At 55.5% G+C, this 13,936-nt stretch carries 14 protein-coding genes; 7 read left to right on the top strand and 7 right to left on the bottom strand.

What is annotated here, in order from left to right:
- Positions 1-36 precede the first annotated feature (36 nt).
- The 3 genes from FFI90_RS20410 to coaBC form a co-directional block, all read right to left on the bottom strand.
- On the bottom strand, positions 37-2,697 hold the full coding sequence (locus tag FFI90_RS20410) for a phosphomannomutase/phosphoglucomutase (protein ID WP_144777732.1): 2,661 nt from the start codon (positions 2,695-2,697) through the stop codon (positions 37-39).
- 91 nt (positions 2,698-2,788) lie between these two features.
- Entirely contained in the window at positions 2,789-3,250 is a 462-nt protein-coding gene (dut, locus tag FFI90_RS09200; protein ID WP_144777731.1) for a dUTP diphosphatase, read from the bottom strand.
- Between the two features lies 1 nt (position 3,251).
- Complete coding sequence (gene coaBC / locus FFI90_RS09195) at positions 3,252-4,451, bottom strand: bifunctional phosphopantothenoylcysteine decarboxylase/phosphopantothenate--cysteine ligase CoaBC (protein ID WP_144777730.1); 1,200 nt, start codon at positions 4,449-4,451, stop codon at positions 3,252-3,254.
- Positions 4,452-4,624: 173 nt separating this feature from the next.
- Here coaBC and radC point away from each other — a divergent pair, with 173 nt between their 5' ends.
- From radC to rpmG, 3 genes are all read left to right on the top strand, one after another.
- On the top strand, positions 4,625-5,299 hold the full coding sequence (gene radC / locus FFI90_RS09190; RefSeq protein WP_144777729.1) for a RadC family protein: 675 nt from the start codon (positions 4,625-4,627) through the stop codon (positions 5,297-5,299).
- A 217-nt stretch (positions 5,300-5,516) separates the two neighbouring features.
- Positions 5,517-5,753: a 50S ribosomal protein L28 gene (gene rpmB / locus FFI90_RS09185; protein WP_071263340.1), complete on the top strand. Its 237-nt coding sequence runs from the start codon at positions 5,517-5,519 to the stop codon at positions 5,751-5,753.
- An 11-nt stretch (positions 5,754-5,764) separates the two neighbouring features.
- Entirely contained in the window at positions 5,765-5,920 is a 156-nt protein-coding gene (gene rpmG / locus FFI90_RS09180; protein ID WP_071263342.1) for a 50S ribosomal protein L33, read from the top strand.
- Positions 5,921-5,984: 64 nt separating this feature from the next.
- On the opposite strand, the gene FFI90_RS09175 is transcribed toward rpmG, so the two are convergent.
- The 3 genes from FFI90_RS09175 to FFI90_RS09165 form a co-directional block, all read right to left on the bottom strand.
- Positions 5,985-6,833, bottom strand: a complete 849-nt coding sequence (locus FFI90_RS09175) for an endonuclease/exonuclease/phosphatase family protein (protein WP_144777728.1) — start codon at positions 6,831-6,833, stop codon at positions 5,985-5,987.
- A gap of 53 nt (positions 6,834-6,886) precedes the next feature.
- On the bottom strand, positions 6,887-7,522 hold the full coding sequence (locus tag FFI90_RS09170) for a thiol:disulfide interchange protein DsbA/DsbL (RefSeq protein ID WP_144777727.1): 636 nt from the start codon (positions 7,520-7,522) through the stop codon (positions 6,887-6,889).
- 161 nt (positions 7,523-7,683) lie between these two features.
- Positions 7,684-8,292 (bottom strand): c-type cytochrome, encoded by a 609-nt coding sequence (locus FFI90_RS09165; RefSeq protein ID WP_144777726.1) that lies wholly within the window; start codon positions 8,290-8,292, stop codon positions 7,684-7,686.
- Between the two features lie 172 nt (positions 8,293-8,464).
- Between FFI90_RS09165 and yihA the strand changes: the two genes are divergently transcribed.
- Positions 8,465-9,100 carry a ribosome biogenesis GTP-binding protein YihA/YsxC gene (gene yihA / locus FFI90_RS09160; RefSeq protein WP_144777725.1) on the top strand — a complete coding sequence of 212 codons (636 nt, stop codon included), beginning with the start codon at positions 8,465-8,467 and terminating at the stop codon, positions 9,098-9,100.
- A gap of 193 nt (positions 9,101-9,293) precedes the next feature.
- Here the strand turns inward: yihA and FFI90_RS09155 are convergent, their stop codons facing one another.
- Positions 9,294-9,974, bottom strand: coding sequence for a TetR/AcrR family transcriptional regulator (locus FFI90_RS09155; protein ID WP_144777724.1), 681 nt, complete (start codon positions 9,972-9,974; stop codon positions 9,294-9,296).
- Positions 9,975-10,162: 188 nt separating this feature from the next.
- Here FFI90_RS09155 and FFI90_RS09150 point away from each other — a divergent pair, with 188 nt between their 5' ends.
- From FFI90_RS09150 to FFI90_RS09140, 3 genes are read left to right on the top strand one after another with little or no spacing between them, the layout of a single operon-like run.
- Entirely contained in the window at positions 10,163-11,608 is a 1,446-nt protein-coding gene (locus FFI90_RS09150; RefSeq protein ID WP_144777723.1) for a coniferyl aldehyde dehydrogenase, read from the top strand.
- An 11-nt stretch (positions 11,609-11,619) separates the two neighbouring features.
- On the top strand, positions 11,620-12,255 hold the full coding sequence (locus FFI90_RS09145; RefSeq protein ID WP_144777722.1) for a hypothetical protein: 636 nt from the start codon (positions 11,620-11,622) through the stop codon (positions 12,253-12,255).
- A 56-nt stretch (positions 12,256-12,311) separates the two neighbouring features.
- A complete protein-coding gene (locus FFI90_RS09140; RefSeq protein ID WP_144777721.1) occupies positions 12,312-13,904 on the top strand; it encodes a GMC family oxidoreductase in 1,593 nt (530 codons plus the stop codon).
- The last annotated feature ends 32 nt before the right edge of the window (positions 13,905-13,936 follow it).

Genomic DNA, 13,936 nt, shown 5'->3' with positions numbered 1-13,936 from the left:
TAAAATCGGGAGCCTGAGCCGCCTGCAAGGCTGACATCAGAAGTCCGCCACGAGATCCGGCGCTGCCTTCTGAAGCTGAGCCCGGAAAATATCTTTTATCCGTTCCAGAGCCTCTTTGGTTTCAGCTTCAAAGCGCAACACCAGAACCGGTGTGGTATTGGACGCGCGGCACAAACCCCAGCCATCGGCGTAATCCACACGAATGCCGTCAATAGTGCTGATATTACCGTCACCAAAGTCTCCCACATTGCCCAACTGTTCGATAATGCTGAACTTGCTGCTTTCGGTTACTTCGACGTTAAGCTCAGGCGTGCTGATATCCTCCGGGAAGTCTTCGAACACGTCGTCACTGTGGCGATCTTCGATGCCCAGTATTTCCAGAAGTCTGGCAGCGGCATAGAGCCCGTCATCAAACCCGTACCAGCGTTCTGTGAAGAAAAAATGGCCACTCATCTCGCCCGCCAGCAAGGCGCCGGTTTCCTTTATTTTTGCTTTCATCAGGGAATGACCGGTTTTCCACATGATGGGGCGCCCGCCGGCTTCGGAAATCACGCTGGCAAGCCTTCGGGTGCATTTCACATCGTAAAGCACATCGGCACCAGGGTTTCGTGACACCACGTCCCGGGCGAATAGCATCAACAGACGGTCCGGCCAGATAATCTTGCCGGAATTGGTCACCAGACCCAGCCGGTCACCGTCACCATCGAATGCAATGCCAAGATCCGCACCTTCTGCTTTAACCCTCGCGATCAGGTCAGCAAGGTTAGCAGGCTTACCGGGATCCGGATGGTGGTTCGGGAAGTCGCCGTCAACGTCGCAATACAGCGGGATCACTTCGCAACCAAGCTCTTCGATCAGAATGGGGCCCAGCTCACCCGCAATACCGTTGCCCGCATCCACCACGACCTTAAGGGGCGCGGCGACGGCGATATCACCCACGATACGGTCAAGATAAGCCCTGCGAACATCTTCAGTAGACTGAGTGCCACGCCCGGCAGCAAGGTCACCGGTTTGAACCCGACGGTAGAGCGCCTGAATAGCCTCGCCAGAGAGCGTTTCGCCGCCCAGCATGATTTTGAGGCCATTGTAGTTGGCCGGGTTGTGGCTGCCCGTCACCATGACCCCCGACCCGTTTTCAAGGTGATGAGTGGCAAAATAGAGTACCGGCGTGGGCACAGCACCCACGTGGATGACGTTACAGCCCGACGCCATAACGCCACGGGCGAGGGCATCTGCCAACTCAGGGCTTGAGTGACGACCGTCGTAACCAATGCATAGCGATGCCAGCCCGCGACTGATAGCTTCTGAGCCTACAGCCATGCCAATCCGTTCAACAATGGACGAAGACAGAGTCTCACCAACAATCCCACGGATATCGTAGGCCCGGAAAATAACCGGTGACATTTCTATTCCTGACTCATCCGTCTCCTCAACCCCCGGCATCTCGCCACCGGAAAAGAATGAACTGTCACGATTGCCGCTACCAAAGCCCAGAACATCCTCGTCACCATCCAGCATATCGATATCGGGCAGTTCCTTGTCCTGAAACAAGGGCTCGGCATCCGTCGTTTCCGTCGTTTTTGTGCCCTTCGAGGACTTTGGTCGGGCATTTTCAGCCGCTTTGGTCACGCGCTTGTCCACCACCTGCGACAGTCGGTACAGAACCTCGCCAGCAGAGGAAACCATGTCCCACTGGAAGCTGGGCAGCTTCTGACGCTCTCCGCCAAATACTTTATGCGCCCATTGAATCAGGCTGGTCACTTCAAGACGCAGCCCTTTCTGAGCACGGATAAGCAACCACCAGACCAGCATCGCTGCCACCAAGACTGGCACGCCCACCAACAAAGCTACCATCAGTATATTAACGGGAGGCTCTGGCAAGACGCCTGGTTTATAGCTGACAGTCCAGTCCGGATTCACGAGAGCCCGGACTTCCGTGGCGCTCGTGCCGGCTCCAGCGCCACCTCCCTCGTTAACGAAGGTACGGGAGGCTCCCGAAACCGTCTGAACCAGCGCAAGCTCCCCGCCAAGCCGTGTATTTACAACAGAGAGCAGCGGCTGGAGCAGCGCGGCATCGAAGACCACAAGAAGGCTGCCTACGACGGCCTTGCTGGCCGGGTTCCGCACAGGAGCAGCCATCTGCATGTACCAATTATTTTCCCGGGGAAAGGCGTCCGGATAGAGGGGCTGACCATTTTCTGCCCGACGTGCCAGTTCAAGCCCGGCAAAGCCCAGCAAACCGTTTGCACCCCCGGTCCTTGGAATCTGGCGATAAGGGAAAAGAAAAGCCGCCTTGACGCCTGGCATTGCCGTTAACAGCTTCTGCTCGACTGCCCCCGAATCAGCACGCTCTATCAACGTATCCACCACGTGAGGCTGGGTCGCCAGACCGTTTACGTTCTGCTGCACCAGCTCAAGGTACTGGTTTATGCGCTGGGCGGCTGCATCGGCCTCAGCGGTTTTCCAGGCTTTGAAGCGCTCTTCTGTGGCAGGTTGCAGCACCAGAAAATGCATCAGAGCAATCGCCGCCACAGCAGCCAGCAAAACCACTAATGCCTGGCTGAGGGCAGTTGATCCAAGGTGTTTGCGTTTTGACCCTGCGGGTGCGCGGGTCTTTGTCTTTGTTTTTGGTTCTGCTTTGTCAGCAGGCTGCTCATCAACAGACGCTTCGGGAGCTTTCTTCCTACCCAGTTTCATAGTTCATCCTGCAATTATTTTTTTGCCCTGGACAAGCACTTAACGGCAAAGTATAGACGCGGCAATAGGTTTCTGCGCTATGGTATAACGGTTATCGGGTACCTGTAGAGCCAAACCCGCCTTCGCCCCGACTGCTGGCATCAAACTCGGAAACCACTTCAAAATCGGCTTGAACAACAGGCACCAGAACCAGCTGGGCTATCCGCTCGCCGACATCAACCGTAAAGTCGGTGTTACCCCGATTCCAGCAGGAGACCATCAACTCGCCCTGGTAGTCCGAATCAATCAGCCCCACCAGATTACCCAGCACGATACCGTGTTTGTGGCCGAGCCCGCTTCTGGGCAAAATCATGGCTGCCAGCGACGGATCGGCGATGTGGATGGAAAGCCCGGTCCGGATTAACGTCGTATCGCCTGGCGCCAACGTTAGTGGCTCATCCAGACAAGCCCGCAAGTCCAGGCCTGCAGAACCTTCAGTGGCGTATTCCGGAAAAGCGATCTGGTTGCCGATCCGGTCGTCGAGAATGCGTACCTGTAAATTTTTTCTATTCATATCAATCCTGCTTCAGGTGTTCGCTAATAAGCGCCACGAGACGCGATGCAATAGCTTTTTTGGTATCGGGCCCTATCGTCTCCTGCCCGCTCGGCCAGAATACTGTTACGGCATTATTTTCACTGTTGAACCCCAGCCCTGGCGCAGATACATCATTGGCAACAACCATGCGCAAGTTTTTGCGTTGCATCTTGCCCTTGGCATAGCGGGCGACATCTGAGGTTTCAGCAGCAAAACCAACGGTGAACGGCGCATCCGGACGCCCGGCAATCGTTGCCAGCGTGTCCGGGTTGCGTATCAATGGCAGCGCCATGGACTCGCTGGATTTCTTTATCTTGTCGCTGGCAAAGCTCTCGGGCCGGTAATCCGCAACCGCAGCCGTCGCGATGAACAGATCACAGCCTTCGTCGACCGCTCCTGTGGAGGCCTGCAGCATATCCTCGGCAGTCACGACGCCACGAACGTCAATGCCCGCTGGTGCCGGCAAATTGACTGGCCCACTGACCAGAACAACACGGGCACCTGCATCCCGGGCGGCTGTGGCCAACGCGTAGCCCATTTTGCCCGAACTGTGGTTGCTGATATAGCGCACCGGGTCTATCGGCTCGCGGGTTGGGCCGGCGGTGATGACGACACGCTTACCTGCAAGCTCGCCAGCACCGGCCTGCCTGTTCATGATCAGCCCGGCGATGACCGCAGCCTCAAGCATGCGCCCGGGCCCATTATCGCCGCAGGCCTGGTCGCCCTGGTCCGGGCCCCAGAGCGTAATCTGTGGATCGTCCTCAAGCAGATGGATGTTGCGCTGGGTGCGCCAATTACTCCACATTGCCTGATTCATCGCAGGCGCCAGGGCAACAGGGGCCTCAGTTGCACAACAGACCGTAGTCAGCAGGTCGTTGGCCATACCCTGAGCAAGCCGAGCAATAAAATCTGCAGAAGCCGGGGCAATGACGACCTGATCAGCCCACTTCGCCAACTCTATATGCCCCATGCCGGCTTCGGCTTCCGGATCCAGCAGGGAGGTGCGCACAGGCTCGCCGCTGAGCGCCTGAAAGGTCAGGGGGGCTACGAAGGCTTCGGCACCCTGTGTCATGACAACCCTCACCTCGTAGCCGGCTTTTTTCAGCAGGCGCACAAGCTCGGCACTCTTATAGGCTGCAATGCCGCCGGTTATACCCAGCAGAATTTTCCTGACCGCCATACAGACTCCGTATCCGCTTAAAAAGAAAGGCTTATAAGATAGCATGCCCTGACCATACCGACAGCCCGCAAGGCCACCCGCTCGTTTACCATTTGTTACTTTTTGAAGTAGTCTTTGTAAGTGAAAAGCGCAGGATGCGCCAAACCTCTCCAACGATATGCAAGGAAGCCCATATGACCGACCCCGCCTGGCCCATGGACGAACGCCCCCGTGAGCGACTGCTTGCCCACGGCTCCGAAAGCCTTTCAGATGCCGAACTACTGGCTATTTTTCTACGCACTGGTACCACAGGCATGCCCGTTATGGACCTTTCGCGTTTTCTGTTGCAGGAGTTTTCCGGCTTACGTGGACTGCTTACTGCATCCCGCAGGCAGTTCTGCAGTGTAAAGGGGCTGGGTGCTGCGAAGTACGCTCAGGTACAGGCCGCATTGGAAATGGCACGACGTGTAATGGATGAGCCATTGCGCCAAGGTGATCCGCTGCGCTCACCGGAAGATACCCGGCGTTTTCTCACAAGTCGACTCGGCACCTACCCTCATGAAGTCTTCGCGGGCCTGTTTCTGGACAACCGACACCGGATTATTCAGTATCGGGAGCTGTTTCGCGGCACTATTGATGGCGCTGCTGTATACCCGCGGGAAGTCGTCCGGCAGGCACTGGAGGACAACGCCGCTGCTGTCATTTTCGCCCACAATCACCCTTCCGGGGTGGCCGAACCCAGCCAGGCCGACATCTCCCTGACCAAACGCCTGAAGGAAGCGCTCGGGCTGGTGGATATCAGGGTTCTTGACCATATGGTGATTGGCCACGGTGAGGTAATATCCCTCGCGGAACGTGGATTAATGTAGGTCGTCAAAAACAGATGTCGGAAAACTGGCCAAATTCCCAACAATTTTTTGCGTTGGGGGGCTGGTTCTGGTATAAAAGCGTCCCTTTCTGGCGGCGTCTGGCGAGCAGCGTTCAGTTTAGAGGCGCAAACGGGGGCGTAACCGTTCCTTGGCAACCAGAGACGCATTAAAATCGAATTCGCATTTATTAAGACCAATGCTCAGGTCGGAGGCAAGTATGTCCAGAGTTTGTCAGGTAACCGGTAAACGTCCGGTTTCCGGTAACAATGTATCTCACGCGATGAACCACACCCGTCGTCGCTTTCTGCCCAACCTGCAAAGCAAGCGCTTTTGGGTTGAGTCTGAAAAGCGTTTCGTAAGGCTGCGCACGTCTACCAAAGGTATGCGCATCATCGATAAAAATGGTATTGACGCTGTATTGGCCGATCTTCGTGCCCGCGGCGAGAAAGTATAAGGAGCCGCATCATGCGCGAAAAAATCAAGCTGGTATCTTCAGCAGGCACGGGTCATTTCTACACGACCATGAAGAACAAGCGTAACACCCCGGAAAAAATCGAGATCAAAAAGTACGATCCGGTTGTCCGTAAGCACGTTGCGTACAAGGAAGCGAAGATCAAGTAATTGATCTGCGCTCACAAAAAAACCCGACCAGCGAGTCGGGTTTTTTTGTGAGCGCAGAAGAACCTCACGGCGTTACGGGCACCGAGACATCCAGCGCGATAGGCAAGTGGTCCGACATTGGATAGCTGACCACTCCGGAACTGTGCACCTGGAGGCTCGGACTAACCAGAATGTGATCCAACGCTTTCTCCGGGCGCCAGCTGGGGAAGCTGTGGGCATCCGCAGGTAGCGGGATCAGGTCGGTCTGCTTCAGCGGCGTGTTGGTAAGCAGTTGTTCTGCGTGAGCGTTCATATCGCCCATCAACACCACATGCCGGTAATCGTTGATCAGATCACTGACAAAGCCCAATTGGCGCTGCTGGGCGGATTTGCTCAGGGACAGGTGCATCATAACCAGCACCAACGGGTCTTCCGGGTTGCCGTATTTCGCCACAATTACACCCCGGCCGGGAATCAGTCCGGGCAAGCGGTGCTCTTTCACCCCCAGCGGCCTGAACCGGCTCAGCAGACCGTTGCTGTGCTGGGCAAACTGCCCCAGATTGCGATTGAGTTGCTGATACCAGTACGGGATTCCAGCGGCCTCGGCCAGGTACTGCACCTGATTGATGTGTCCGCTGCGCAAACTGCCGCCATCGCACTCCTGCAAAGCCACTACATCGTAGTTGCTGAGCAGGGTGGCAATCCTGTCCAGGTTCTCAAACCGGTTGCGATGGGGCAGCACGTGCTGCCAGCTGCGGGTCAGATAATGCCGGTAGGCCGATGTGCTGATGCCCACCTGAATGTTGAACGTCAGCAAACGAATGCGACCGGCGGTTGCAAAATCCGGAACATGGTCCAGACCCGACGAGCTGCCGCGGGCAACATCCGCGGCCTTCTGGCTCTCATTCCATTGACGTCGTAAACGCTTATACATAGCCACCCACATCCATCGGAATAACGCTCAGCCCACCCACTGCGCGCCAGCGTTTATTCGCTTGCGGCGTGTTCCCGGGCAACCAGATAATCAACAACCTCCAGCACCCCCTCAAGGCTACCCGCCATGGAGGCGCTGACTGTGTACTTGCCATTGACAAGCATAGTCGGTGTGCCGGTAACGCGCGCACCCCGGATTTTTGCCTGCGCCTGCTGCATGCGGGCATTCACACCGAAGCTGTTATAGCTATCAAGAAACTCCTCGCGATCTACACCGTAGCCGGCCACAAACTCCGCCAGAGACTCGCCATCATTTAACGGCCGGCGCTCACCTGCCAGGGCATCAAACAGAGCATCGTGCAGTTTATCCAAAGCATTGATGGCCTCAAGCGCATAAAAGGCCCGGGCGTGCGGCTCCCAGGAGCTACCAAGAGCCGCGGGAATTCTCACGTAGTCTACGTAGTCCGGAGCTTTTGCTTCCCAGCTTTCAGCCAATGGTTTGAAGTTATAGCAGTGCGGGCACCCGTACCAGAACACCTCCACCACCTCAACGCGTGAGCCGCTGTCTGTGCGTACCGGGGTGTCCAGTTTCTTGTAATGCGTGCCTTCCTTCCATTCGGCCGCATTGGCCTGGCCGAATATGGCAAGGGCTGACAACAGCAGGACGACCGTTCTGAGCGCTCGGAACATGAAATATCTCCAGGTTTTTGTGATGTTGTTACTTATATGAATGACGTTACCGGGGAATTATGACCCGTCGAGCCTGAAAAGTTCCATCGTTCGTGGATTACAGGTTCGAAAAACAAAAAACCCCGCACATGGCGGGGTGTGTCTGGCACCGAGTAAGTGAATCAGTTCAGGCCGGAAATATAACTGGCAACGGCTTCAATCTCTGCATCGGTCAATCTGGACGAAACATCCATCATGATAGCCGCATTAGAGCCATTCGCCCGGGTACCGTCGCGGTAGGCATTCAGCTGCTTGACCAGGTACTCCGCATTTTGTCCGCCAAGGTGTGGATACCCGGCCGGCCCATTACCCTTGCCCTGCGGGCTATGGCAGCCGGCACAGGAGGGAACGCCAGAAGCCATGTTACCACCGCGGTACAGAGCCGCGCCTTTTTCTACCAACTCTGGGTCTGCCTGGCTGACGCCCATGTCCTGTGCAGCAAAATACGCGGCCAGATCCTGAAGATCCTGGTCGGATTTACCGTCCAGCTGCCCGGTCATCTCGGGAATGGAACGGGCGTTCTCCTGAATGGCCACCAACTGGTCATACAGGTACCTCTCACCCAGTCCTGCGATTTTCGGATAGGCGCCCATAATCGGCTTCGCTCCACCCTGGCCATGACACGCCTGACAGGCTGCCGCCGCTTGCTTGCCCGCTTCAGGATCCCCTGCTCCGTGCGCCATGGCAGTAAGGCCAACGCCGAAAACAAACCCTGCGATCAGTTTCTTCATGCTCGCTCCGCTTCTCTCATCTCGAAATATTAATGGTTTGCAGCCGGCAGGCGCTGTTCAGTCAGGCTCAAAACCAGGGCTGACAGCGGTTACGCCAAGCGTACCGCCAGGAATTGGTGTAGCATTATACATTAATCCCTGATAACTGAAATCCAAAGGAAAGCCAACCGCTGTGGACTCTGATCTGACTCAAAAAAGCATCTCTTTTAATAGCGCACGCTTCCTGGTCAGCGCGCCACGATTGGAGGACTGCCCGCCTGATACCGGCGCCGAAGTCGCCTTTGCCGGACGCTCGAATGCGGGAAAGTCCAGCGCCATGAACGCCATTACCGCAAACGGCAAGCTGGCCCGAACCAGTAAAACGCCAGGGCGCACACGTCTGATCAACTTTTTTTCCCTGAACCGTGAGCATGCCCGGTTGGTGGATCTGCCAGGGTACGGTTACGCGAAAGTATCCCGGGACATGAAAGACGACTGGCAAAAACATCTTGGGCACTACCTGAACGACCGCCGATGCCTGCGCGGCTTGGTCCTGGTAATGGATATCCGCCATCCGCTTACCGACTTCGATCAAATGATGGTGGAATGGTGCGAGCATAACAAGCTGCCACTGATGATTTTGGCAACCAAAGCCGACAAACTCAAATTCGGGCAGGCAAAAACCAGCATGCTGAACATTACCCGAAAGCTTGAGGCCTTCAGCTGTGTTGAACACCTGATCATGTTTTCATCCACCTCAAAACTCGGCGTTGATGAGTGCCGGGCAGCGCTGATTAATTGGCTGGAAGATGAAAAAATGCGGGAATAACACAGAAAAAACCGGCCTGAGAAAAACAGGCCGGTAAAACGTCAGGGTTTGCGACGTGTTAAAACCTGAAAACTCACTCAGGAGGCGCCAGAAATGTCCGGATTTCCAACACCCAGTAATGTGACAGTTTCGCCTGCCAAAGGTTCCGGAAAAGCCTGATCTGCACGTTTTTTGCTCTCAAAAAGCAGCCCACTCAGCTTACAGGGGCCTCTCGCTTCTCTTCCTGATTCGGCATTGTTGGCCGGTACTGTTCCCTCAGCGACATTACTTGTTCACGGTAAGCGGGTGTCAGGTATGGAATCTCAAGCGTCAGAACCTGATAAATGCCCTGCTTCAGTTCGTGAAGGCTCAGGCTGGCGGAGGCTTTAGCCGCATGAGCTGTCTTCAGATATGCCATCCAGTTAGTGATCACAAGCCAGACGTTCAGTGACATGGCTCCGCGCAAGGATTCGGGCTGTGGCTCGATGATGCCTGAATCTGCCAGTTTCTCGAATATCCGGCTTATGGCCGAGAGGCACCGGTTGGTAAACTCCCGATAGTCACTGCGCAAGCGCGGATCTCTGTCCAGCAGGTATTCCAGATCCCGGTGGAAAAACCGGTAGCTCCAGAGCCCATCAAATACCGACTCCAGATAAAACGTCATGTCGTCCAGCGTCATGGGACGGTCTTCCGGGATATCCAGATAGAAATCTACCAGCTTTTCATATTCCTGGAATATCTCGTAAATGATGTCCGACTTGTTACGAAAGTGGTAATACAGATTGCCCGGCGAAATCGCCAGATACGCAGCGATATGATTTGTTGTGACATTCCGTTCGCCCAGATCGTTAAACAATTCCAGACTGGACAGCAGTATCTTGTCTCTGGTTTTCATAAGCTCATCAGTAATCGTTGTTTTACAGCTCACAGATGGCCTGATTCGCCATTGGGCTCCGCTTGACTCCCTAGAGTATATACTCTAATAATACTCCTCAGTGCAAATTGAGCGTTTTTTCACCACCACACGCCGACACAAAACAACAGGTCGCCGCCGCAAAGCGACGGCTCCGACAGGAGGACATCATGGGTGCAAGCGTTGTTCAGCTCACTGAGAGCAAAGACCATATTCAACATACTCATCAGGTGTTCAAAGATCAGAAAAATGCATTTCACGATAATCCCACACCGTCGCTGAGCGAGCGCCAGGACAACCTGAAGCGCCTCAAGCAGGCCTTGCTGACTTATCAGGACCGCCTTCTTGATGCTATTGACCGGGATTTCTCATGCCGATCGAGGGACGAGTCCCTGATTGCCGAAGTGATGCCGTCCATCCAGGGGATCAACTACACCCTGAAAAACCTTGAAGGCTGGATGAAACCTTCGCGCCGTCACGTATCCATATTGTTCCAGCCCGCCAGCAACAGGGTCTGCTACCAGCCGAAAGGTGTTGTGGGCATTATTGTGCCGTGGAACTACCCGCTATACCTCGCAGTCGGGCCACTGATTGCCTCGCTTTCGGCGGGTAATCGCACGATGATCAAGATGTCCGAATTCACGCCTCACACTTCAGCTTTGTTCAAAGAGCTTATAGAGGCGACCTTCCCGGAAGATCTGGTGGCTGTCATCAATGGTGAAGCAGATGTTGCCGCAGATTTTTCAGCGCGACCGTTCGACCACATGCTGTTTACCGGCTCCACGTCCGTTGGCAAACTGGTAATGCGTGCCGCTTCCGAAAATCTGACACCGGTTACACTGGAGCTCGGCGGCAAATCACCGGCTGTTGTTTCCCCGGACGTACCTTTGGAAGATGCCGCTCAACGCATCGCTTTCGGGAAGGCATTCAACGCCGGCCAGACCTGCGTAGCGCCAGACTACGTACTCTGCCCTAATGACCGCACACAGGCGTTCGTAGACGAGTTCCGCACCCAGTTTTCGGAAATGTACCCGTCGTTGCGCGATAACGACGACTACACGGCTATTGTCAATGAGCGCCAGTACAAGCGCTTGCAAGGCTACCTGGAGGATGCCAGAGCCAAGGGTGCCGAGCTGATCGAGATGAACCCGGCACATGAAAACATGGGCGACGGCACCCACAAGATCCCGGTAACACTGGTACTGAAAACCACGCCGGACATGAAACTCATGCAGGATGAAATCTTCGGCCCTATCCTTCCGATCGTGAGCTATAGCAATCTCGATGAGGCCATTCAATACATCAATGATCGACCGCGACCGCTGGCTTTGTACTTTTTCGGCTACGATCGCGACCAGCAGCATCAGGTCATCGACAACACGCTCTCCGGTGGCATGTGCATTAATGATTCTCTGATGCACGTCGCTCAGGACGATCTGCCTTTCGGTGGTGTAGGCGACTCAGGCATGGGTCACTATCATGGCAAAGAAGGCTTCCTGACTTTTTCGCACCAGCGCGCCATTTTTTCCAAGCAGAAATTCAACAGTGGAAAGTTTGTCTACCCTCCTTACGGAACATCCTTCCACAAAATGGTTTACAAGTTCTTTATCCGTTGAGCGAGCCATCTATGCCAAACCACCTTAGCCCATCCGAAGGATTGGACTCTGTATCCCTGAACCGGCGCAGCTTTCTGCGCACCGGTCTGGGTGGCGCCCTGTTTCTGGGCACTGTCAGTGTAACCGCCGGCCTGAGTGGCTGCGCGACAGCACCGGCCGACAGGCTCGGCGCCGTTGAAACACGCATGGATGCCCGCTACCAGTTCCAGTTTTTGACAACCGGGGATATCGAACTGTTTGAAGCTCTGCTTCCTGCCATTCTTGGCTCTGCACTTCCGGAACAACCCAACGCCAAACGCATGACTGTTGCAGGAACGATCGAGCGCATTGACGCCGGCATCCACAAATTCGGGCCAGCCAACCAGAAAGAGCTGCGGCAACTCTTCGACCTGCTCAACTTCGGTCTCACCCGGGTGACCATTGCCCGAGTCTGGCCTTCCTGGCGCAATGTCACCACAGAGCAGGCCGACGCGTTTCTGGAACGCTGGCGCTCGAGCAGCATCGGGTTGTTCAATAACGGCTATATGGCGCTCACCAAAATCAGCAACGTGGCATTTTACGGCTACCAGGAGAACTGGGACCTTTCCGGTTATCCCGGGCCGCCTGAGTGGGCAGTGCAAGTCCTGCCACAATTCCGCAACGTGTGAACTTCAGCCTGCTGCTTTAGCTTGCTGTTTTAGTCTAAATTAGGGATCCACCAACCATGTCGTTCACCGATCGTATTGCCCAAGGCCTGGAATCCGGCTGGAAAGTCACCGACGGCGCCACTCTTACCGAAAACCAGACTGTAGAAGCTGATGTCGTTATCGTCGGCACCGGCGCCGGTGGAGGCACCACGGCTGAAATTCTCTCCAAAAGCGGCCTTTCGGTTATCCTGGTGGAAGAAGGCAGGCTGTATTATCAGAAAGACTTCAAAATGGACGAGCTTACGTCCTACGCAAATCTGTATCAGGAAGGTATGAGCCGCACCACCAAAGATGGCTCCATTGCCATTCTGCAGGGCCGATGTGTGGGTGGCTCAACCACAGTCAACTGGACCAGTAGCTTCCGCACGCCAGACGCAACTCTCAATTACTGGAGCAAACGCTTTGGCCTCGATGCACTGAGCCCGGACGCCATGGCGCCCTGGTTCGATGGTCGGGAAGCGCGCCATTCCATGTCGCCCTGGGAGGTGGACCCGAACCTCAATAACGACATCTTGCGCCAAGGCTGCGAAAAGCTGGGCTACAGCTGGCAGATTATCCCGCGTAATGTAAAAGGTTGCTGGAACCTTGGATACTGCGGCGTAGGTTGCCCAACGAACGCCAAGCAAGGCGCGTTGATGACCACGATTCCCGGCGCGCTGGACCATAACGCCCGTTTGTTCCATGGCTTGCGTGCCGAACGCCTCGTAATGAACCAGGATCGCATCGACTCTCTGAAGGCCAGCGCCATGGCCAGTGATGGCATTACTCCGTCGGGCATCACGGTAACGCTGAAAGCCCGGCACTTTGTGGTCGCAGCAAGCGCTATAGGTTCACCTGGCTTGCTGCTGCGCTCTGAGCTGCCCGACCCTTATGGGCGCGTTGGCAAGCGATCATTTATTCACCCGGTTAACGCCAGCGTTGCACAAATGCCCAAGTTGGTAGATCCGTTTTACGGCGCGCCACAGTCTGTCTATTCCGACGAATTCAATTTCAGCAACGGCGTGGATGGCGATGTAGGTTACAAACTTGAAGTGCCACCACTGCATCCGGCCATGTCTGCGGGCGTTGTCCCGGGCCACGGCGATACACAGGCTAAAAATCTGGCGCGCCTGCCCTGGATGCAGTCTGTTATCGCACTTTTGCGGGACGGCTTTCACGAGGACAGTCCTGGCGGCACTGTATCGCTTCGTGATGATGGCAGTCCGGTACTGGATTATCCGATCACCGATTACCTCTGGAAGGGCATCCGCAATGCCTTTTATACCATGGCCGAAATCCAGTTTGCGGCTGGCGCCGACCGGGTGCGTCTGATGCACCTGGACTCCGACTGGTATTCCAGCTGGGCCGACGCCAAAGCTGCTATTGACGGCTTATCCATGGAGCCTCACCGGGTTCGCCTGTTCACCGCGCACCAAATGGGTGGCTGCGGAATGGGAAGCAACCCGGAAGAATCGGTGGTCAACGGGTTTGGCGAGCATCACCACGTCAGCAACCTCAGTGTGCATGACGCTTCCGTGTTCCCGACCAGCATCGGCGCCAATCCACAGTTATCGGTGTACGCGTTGGCTGCAAGAAACAGCACCCGCTTGGCACAGCGTCTACAGAAATAGCCGAAATGCTGATAATGTGGATGCCTGTTAAA

The sequence above is a fragment of the Marinobacter maritimus genome, assembly GCF_007671675.1.
In the GTDB taxonomy this organism is placed as follows: Bacteria; Pseudomonadota; Gammaproteobacteria; order Pseudomonadales; family Oleiphilaceae; genus Marinobacter; species Marinobacter maritimus.
This window is presented reverse-complemented; position numbering and strand designations above follow the sequence as displayed.

Coding starts and splice junctions, on each gene's coding strand:
- coaBC (WP_144777730.1), bottom strand. CDS start 4,451: ATGGCGGTCAGGAAAATTCTGCTGGGTATAACCGGCGGCATTGCAGCC.
- rpmG (WP_071263342.1), top strand. CDS start 5,765: ATGCGCGAAAAAATCAAGCTGGTATCTTCAGCAGGCACGGGTCATTTC.
- FFI90_RS09170 (WP_144777727.1), bottom strand. CDS start 7,522: ATGTTCCGAGCGCTCAGAACGGTCGTCCTGCTGTTGTCAGCCCTTGCC.
- FFI90_RS09175 (WP_144777728.1), bottom strand. CDS start 6,833: ATGTATAAGCGTTTACGACGTCAATGGAATGAGAGCCAGAAGGCCGCG.
- rpmB (WP_071263340.1), top strand. CDS start 5,517: ATGTCCAGAGTTTGTCAGGTAACCGGTAAACGTCCGGTTTCCGGTAAC.
- FFI90_RS09150 (WP_144777723.1), top strand. CDS start 10,163: ATGGGTGCAAGCGTTGTTCAGCTCACTGAGAGCAAAGACCATATTCAA.
- dut (WP_144777731.1), bottom strand. CDS start 3,250: ATGAATAGAAAAAATTTACAGGTACGCATTCTCGACGACCGGATCGGC.
- FFI90_RS09165 (WP_144777726.1), bottom strand. CDS start 8,292: ATGAAGAAACTGATCGCAGGGTTTGTTTTCGGCGTTGGCCTTACTGCC.
- FFI90_RS20410 (WP_144777732.1), bottom strand. CDS start 2,697: ATGAAACTGGGTAGGAAGAAAGCTCCCGAAGCGTCTGTTGATGAGCAG.
- FFI90_RS09140 (WP_144777721.1), top strand. CDS start 12,312: ATGTCGTTCACCGATCGTATTGCCCAAGGCCTGGAATCCGGCTGGAAA.
- FFI90_RS09145 (WP_144777722.1), top strand. CDS start 11,620: ATGCCAAACCACCTTAGCCCATCCGAAGGATTGGACTCTGTATCCCTG.
- FFI90_RS09155 (WP_144777724.1), bottom strand. CDS start 9,974: ATGAAAACCAGAGACAAGATACTGCTGTCCAGTCTGGAATTGTTTAAC.
- radC (WP_144777729.1), top strand. CDS start 4,625: ATGACCGACCCCGCCTGGCCCATGGACGAACGCCCCCGTGAGCGACTG.